The 5,760-nt window shown below is 35.5% G+C and carries 6 protein-coding genes; 2 read left to right on the plus strand and 4 right to left on the minus strand.

All coding sequences use genetic code 11. The features are described 5' to 3' along the window. Window positions 1–494: 494 nt before the first annotated feature. From WFH18_RS16520 to mobQ, 3 genes are all read right to left on the minus strand, one after another. Window positions 495–1,235: a hypothetical protein gene (locus WFH18_RS16520; RefSeq protein ID WP_179991799.1), complete on the minus strand. Its 741-nt coding sequence runs from the start codon at window positions 1,233–1,235 to the stop codon at window positions 495–497. 539 nt (window positions 1,236–1,774) lie between these two features. Then, on the minus strand, window positions 1,775–2,248 hold the full coding sequence (locus tag WFH18_RS16525) for a hypothetical protein (protein ID WP_125268843.1): 474 nt from the start codon (window positions 2,246–2,248) through the stop codon (window positions 1,775–1,777). Continuing rightward, complete coding sequence (gene mobQ / locus WFH18_RS16530) at window positions 2,245–3,198, minus strand: MobQ family relaxase (protein ID WP_180067055.1); 954 nt, start codon at window positions 3,196–3,198, stop codon at window positions 2,245–2,247. Before mobQ ends, WFH18_RS16525 begins: the two co-directional genes overlap by 4 nt. A 212-nt stretch (window positions 3,199–3,410) precedes the next feature. Between mobQ and WFH18_RS16535 the strand changes: the two genes are divergently transcribed. Together WFH18_RS16535 and WFH18_RS16540 are read left to right on the plus strand one after the other, a co-directional pair. Then, a complete protein-coding gene (locus WFH18_RS16535) occupies window positions 3,411–3,698 on the plus strand; it encodes a mobilization protein (protein WP_336755295.1) in 288 nt (95 codons plus the stop codon). Beyond that, window positions 3,698–4,630: a DUF4238 domain-containing protein gene (locus WFH18_RS16540; RefSeq protein ID WP_336755297.1), complete on the plus strand. Its 933-nt coding sequence runs from the start codon at window positions 3,698–3,700 to the stop codon at window positions 4,628–4,630. The genes WFH18_RS16535 and WFH18_RS16540 overlap by 1 nt, the downstream gene beginning before the upstream one ends. A 48-nt stretch (window positions 4,631–4,678) precedes the next feature. Here WFH18_RS16540 and repM read toward each other — a convergent pair whose 3' ends face one another. Beyond that, window positions 4,679–5,614, minus strand: coding sequence for a replication initiation protein RepM (gene repM, locus WFH18_RS16545; protein WP_336755299.1), 936 nt, complete (start codon window positions 5,612–5,614; stop codon window positions 4,679–4,681). Between the last annotated feature and the right edge of the window lie 146 nt (window positions 5,615–5,760).

The following is a 5,760-nucleotide window of genomic DNA, read 5'->3' on the forward strand; positions in this document are numbered from 1 at the left end:
GTAAATTTAAGTCACTAAAGGGTCAATACCTATAATGTCCCTTTATTGAGACTAAATGTCCCTTTATAACGGACTAAATGTCCCTTTATAACGGACTAAATGTCCCTTTATGAACGCTAAATGCCTTTAATAGAAAGACTTTCAGCGGACATAAAAGCATTTAAAAACTTTAAAATATATATAAAAGCCTAAGCAGGCATGAAAAACAGCCCTATGCCCTCGCTAAAGCTCGGACGTTTTAACCTCGCTTCGCTCGGTTGAGGGGCTGTTTTTTCAAAGGTCAATCGAGAGTTTTAAAAAGAAACTATGCCTTCGCTTCGCTCAGAAGGCTTTATGCTCGCTTCGCTCGGTCATAAACCAATTCAAGTACAGTCGCTTTGCTCTGTTAATCCCTTTATGAGGCAAATGGGAGTAATTGTAATCAGGGAGAAAAAACGCATGAGTTTTAATACCAAGCAGTCGCTCGTAGACACTCGCTCGGTTTCTTTCTTAAATTAATATAATTCAACATTTGGATCCCTGATTTCAGGGAAATTCTGTTGTTCGATACCTTTTTTGCCAGGATATATCCCTTTAATGTAATACATATTCGCGCTGGTCTTCAGGTATCCATTTTGAATATATTTAGCCAAACCAATAAAGCCGTGGTTGATTAGTAAATCATTAGAACTTTTGATTTTATTGGCTTGTATCCCACATTTTTCAATAAATTTATCATGAGATATACGGCTGTAATCCTGATTATTATCTCTATATTTCAACATGACCAAATAGTTTTTCAATGCGCCTAATGCAATAGCGCCTTTATTTGGTAAAAAACGTAAATTTTTTGCAACTGGTTGATACGGCAGCTTTGACCAGCCCTTTGTTTTAGTTCTTAAAACGATTTCATCAGTCTTAATTTCAGTCGGATTCATATTTGGAAAGTCTAATATTTGATAAATATTAGACTTTCCCCGAGCCGAAGAATGAACAGCTATGAGTTTTTCGTCCGCCAAAATTTTTATAGCTTTATTGACCATCGGTCTAGATAGACCTGTCAGATCTTCTAATTCAGAAAATGAAATTTTGGCTAAGCGGTCTTGAAAGTCAGCTTCTAATGTAATGGCTATCATTGTTTTTAAAACCGCAATGCCTTCCCCCGTTTTGGAAAAGCGAAGCTTTTCTTTAAAAAATGGGGCATCTACCCACCAGAGCACTATTTTGGAAAACACTTTGAAGTTGGATAAGTTCATTTGACAGCCCCCTTTTCTTTTAAAAACTCATTAAAAATCCAGATGTTGAACAACATTTGGATAAAACACATGGTTAAAAGAACCGTTTCAGTATCGGTAGCACTTAAAAATTGCAATAACCATTTTAAAAACAATGGATTAAGTAAAAAAATCATTAAAATCTCCTGTGAAGTTTTAAAAATTTTCTCACGTAAAAAAAAATCTATCTAGAATAGCCATTAGTTTTGAAATATGAAAAATTTGATATAAATCAATAATTTATATTAAAAAAATCAAAAAATAAGTAGTTAATATGAAATTCAGATTGATTAATATTACAGTAGATTAAAGTAAAAAGTAGTTCATATAAAATTAATATTTGAATAAGAAATAAGCAAAGTGGTTAATGTGAGATAGCTGGTTTTAATTATTTTTTAAATTATGAAATTTAGCTCGATACTTTTAAATCTGGCTATCGCCAGAATTAAAAGTCGAGCCACTTTGCGTCTATTTTCAGTGGTTATACATTGAGAGAAGCAAAGCAAAGTACCGAACCGTAATTATTTAGGGTCAATCACACAATAATCGGCATTTTTTCCATAGCCACACTGTTTTTTTATAACTCGAACGCACGTTTTCCCATCACATTTTGATAGGTCTAAACTGTAATTTTTCAGGTTGTTTACTTCTGATCTACGCTGCTGGATTTCATCCATACTTGGTACAAATAAAAATAACGCCAAGAACAGCACCATCACCAACGCTACAAAGGCACTGGCAAACACGGCAATGAATTGATAGTTAAGACGGCTGGTTGCCTTGTCTAATTCCTGAATACGGCTCTTTAATGCCCCTATAGCCTGTTTATTTGTGTCCTGCAGCGACTTTTCAGCCTTATCTAGAACCCCACTAGCTACTTGACTGTAAAACGTCTCTAATCGCTTCTTATCGTCTGCTATGGCTTCCCTGTATTCCTTCATGGATGCCAATAAAATATATAACTGGTCGTCTAAATCGTCGTTTTGGTTGCTCATAGAGATGGCCCATCTTTATTCATGCTTTGGCGTTGTTTCTGCTTCATGGCTCGTTCTTGCTGTTGCTTTAACTGTTGCTGTTGTTCCAGTTGTAGGCGTTTAGCTTCCTGATTTTTCTTCCATTGCTCGAAACCCTTTTCGACACGGCTGAAGCCTTGTTCTAGGATTTTTTCCTTTTGGGGTTCTTTGTATTGGAGCTGCTGACTGTTTTGCTGTTTGATGTTGTCATTGAAACGGCTAACTTCAGTATCTATGCCCTTTCTGCGCAACTGAGTAACCTTGCTGCCTTCATGTATTGTGGCTTGTAGGCCGTTACCTTGTTCGGCATAGCTGCGATGGTCTATTTTTTCTTTGTACCCTGCTTTGTCCAGGGCGTAATTTGCAAGGTTTGCCCAGGTGGCTCGAATCTGTTTGATTTCTTCTTGGCTTGTCCCCATGCCTAGGCTTTTTCTTTTGGTGTTACTTAGCTCGATTTCCGCTTTTTGAGTAAGGACCAATTTATTTTCAGGGTCTAATTCTGCTTTGCGAGTTGTCAGCAAGATATGTGCATGATGGTTTTTATCATCACCACCTTTGCTGGGTGCATGAATCGCTAAATCTGCAACTACCCCATAGCGATCTACTAAGGACTTGGCAAAGTCTTTAGCAAGTTCCTTGCGTTGTTCTTCATCCAATTCATCAGGCAAAGCAATAACCCATTCTCTAGCGGTTCTGGCATCTTTCCGGTTTTCGGTTTTTTCCGCCAGATTCCAGAGTTCAGCACGATCAATTTGAGTATCTAAGTTCGAGATAATTTCGGTATAAGCCACACCTTCTTTTCTCGTAAAGTCGTGCGTTAATCCTGTTCGTTCATCTGTCAATTTTTCTCCTGCACGATAGGCGATAGATGCTACCGCAGTTCGTCCCGAACTTCGGTTAACGGTCTTAGTCGTACAGTGATAAATTGCCATGCCTTAGCCTTGTGATGGTTTTGCTTTTGCTTTTAAAAATTGCGCAGAAATTTTTGGGGTTAAGGGGTATCCCCTTACGCAAACTTTGACTTGGATGAAATCCAAGTCGTAAGTGCGCATTTCATGAAAAACACGATAGCATAAAGCCCTCTTGAATTCCAATTCATAGGGCCTTATGCTTGAGTGGTTTTCTATATCCCGAAATCTGAATCATGACAAAAGCTGCTGAAACTCTCGAAAAGAAAATCGAAGCCCAGTTAGAAAAGCTGAAACAGCTAAAGGCTCGTAAACAAGCTATCGAAGCGAGAGAAAAATCGAAGCAAAAAGAGCAGGAAAGAAAGGATGATACTCGACGTAAAATTTTGCTTGGTTCTTATTTGATTAAAAAAATGCAGGCAAATGAAGCTAATAAAGAAAAAATACTTGCCGATTTGGAAGAGTATCTGAAAGAAGACAGAGATCGTAAATTATTCAATCTACCAGTCTCTGAGAATCAGTAATGAATACACCAATTAACCAGCATTATGTACCTCAATTTTTATTAAGGAATTTTCAAATTCCTGAAAAAAGAGGTAAGGAAAGCGCCATCTTTACTTTTGATAAATCAACACATAATGAATATCAAGCTCCTATCAAAACAACAGCCGCCGAACGTTATTTTTATGAGGTAAAAGAAGAAAGTTATACTATTGAGGATAAATTAGGTGAGTATGAGTCTTTAACTGGAGAAATTGTTCGTAAAGTCTTAGAAAATCAAAGTATTAAGAAAATTACAAATAAAGAAAAGGTAATTATAGCGAAATTTATAGCTTTACAGATTGTTCGAGTCCCGGCCATGAGGAACAGATTTACTCAATTTACCGATCTCATTGAGGAAAGATTTAACTATTTTGGAAGTCGTGGAATACCAAAACCATCTGAAGCGGAAGAAAAAATATCTCACTGTAATTTCGTTTTGAATACTATGAATGACTTTTTTCCTTTTGTTTACAATAAGGATTGGGTGTTATGTGAATCTGTAAATAGTGACTATATAATTGGTGATAATCCGGTAGTTTTAAATAATACATTTAATAAGGGACGAGGCAACTTAGGATTAGCTAGTAACGGTGTCGAAATTTATATGCCTATTTCTCCAAAATACTGTCTACTACTCATATGCCGCTCTGTTCGGAAATCTATTTCTGAGCCACTCTTAAACTCCCCTGTTAATTCAGATATTCAACCTTCTATAAGTCGTTTAAAAGAGTTTGTTAGAAAACTTAAATTTAATGAAACTATTACCTCTGCTCCTGAGAATGTAATGTTTGTAAATAGTCTTCAAGTCATGTTTGCTGAGAGATTTCTATACAGTCATAAAAAATCATTTGATCTACCAAAGCAAATGGCGATTGATGGCACACTTGACAATAAGATATTTCATTTTGATTGATATATATTTCAAATATTTATGATTAAATATTCCATAAGAAATCCATTTTTATTTAAATCCTAATTTCTCTAAATATGGATATAGCTCTCTAAATTTTTCAGGAATTAAAAGCATTTCTGCTATACGGATTGCAAATTCTTCATAGCTTTCCGTTCCCTGTGAATACTCACTCAATTCAGGCAATTTAGCCATTTTATTAGCAAATAAATGTCGTTGAGAATCTGTCATTCGGATAAAAAAATCAGGTGTATTAGGATCTCTCTTAAGATCCACTATCTTCTCAATTTTTGGTTGGTGCTTTAGCTTGAAGCTAAATGAAAATGCTGAAATCAATCTGCCTTTTTTATGCTGCTCATATGTTGCAGTAATGTCTGTATATTTATTAATTTGCTTAATAGCTGGGTCTAATACACGCTTTTTAAAATCATTCATGGCTGTGTATTCAGTATCTTCAACGCCAATTTTATTTCTAAAGTCTTCTAATTCAATTTTTGGAGTTTTGCCAACTTCACGCCATGCGATGAGAAGCTCATATAAGCGTATAGCGTATTTACTAGTAAGTTGAGAAACCTGCTTCAATTGATAGCTAGTAAAGTGTTGCTCAAGCCTTGTAATTAGTGGCACTACATCAGGTGCAAATGTAATCTCTAGCGTGGCTGAATCATCAATATATTTAATACGGCTTACCCATCTTGATTTTACTGTACCTACATTTCCTTTCTTATCTTGTTCTTTAAAAGAAAATTGTCGATCAAATAAGTTTAAGACAGCATTTTTTAATGCTTTATAAGCTCCATCATTGCTTATATCAAAGCGGCTCGCATAGTCCTTTGCATGTATTTCTAACTTACTATCGGCTGTAATACCGTTGCCTGTTTCTCTTGCATTAAGAATTGCTAAAAGTATTAAACGCTGTTCAGTTACTTCTAAATTATAACTAGCATTAATTAACGCATTATCCTTCACAACAAGCTCATTTTTCATAATCAGATTATATTGTTACTTATAATATGGACATTGTAAATTTAAGTCACTAAAGGGTCAATACCTATAATGTCCCTTTATTGAGACTAAATGTCCCTTTATAACGGACTAAATGTCCCTTTATAACGGACTAAATGTCCCTTTAT

The organism is Acinetobacter sp. USHLN143, assembly GCF_037145695.1.
In the GTDB taxonomy this organism is placed as follows: Bacteria; Pseudomonadota; Gammaproteobacteria; order Pseudomonadales; family Moraxellaceae; genus Acinetobacter; species Acinetobacter fasciculus.

Excerpts from the sequence above, each read along its gene's own strand:
- WFH18_RS16540 (WP_336755297.1), top strand. The coding sequence starts at position 3,698 with ATGAATACACCAATTAACCAGCATTATGTACCTCAATTTTTATTAAGG.
- repM (WP_336755299.1), bottom strand. The coding sequence starts at position 5,614 with ATGAAAAATGAGCTTGTTGTGAAGGATAATGCGTTAATTAATGCTAGT.
- WFH18_RS16520 (WP_179991799.1), bottom strand. The coding sequence starts at position 1,235 with ATGAACTTATCCAACTTCAAAGTGTTTTCCAAAATAGTGCTCTGGTGG.
- mobQ (WP_180067055.1), bottom strand. The coding sequence starts at position 3,198 with ATGGCAATTTATCACTGTACGACTAAGACCGTTAACCGAAGTTCGGGA.
- WFH18_RS16525 (WP_125268843.1), bottom strand. The coding sequence starts at position 2,248 with ATGAGCAACCAAAACGACGATTTAGACGACCAGTTATATATTTTATTG.
- WFH18_RS16535 (WP_336755295.1), top strand. The coding sequence starts at position 3,411 with ATGACAAAAGCTGCTGAAACTCTCGAAAAGAAAATCGAAGCCCAGTTA.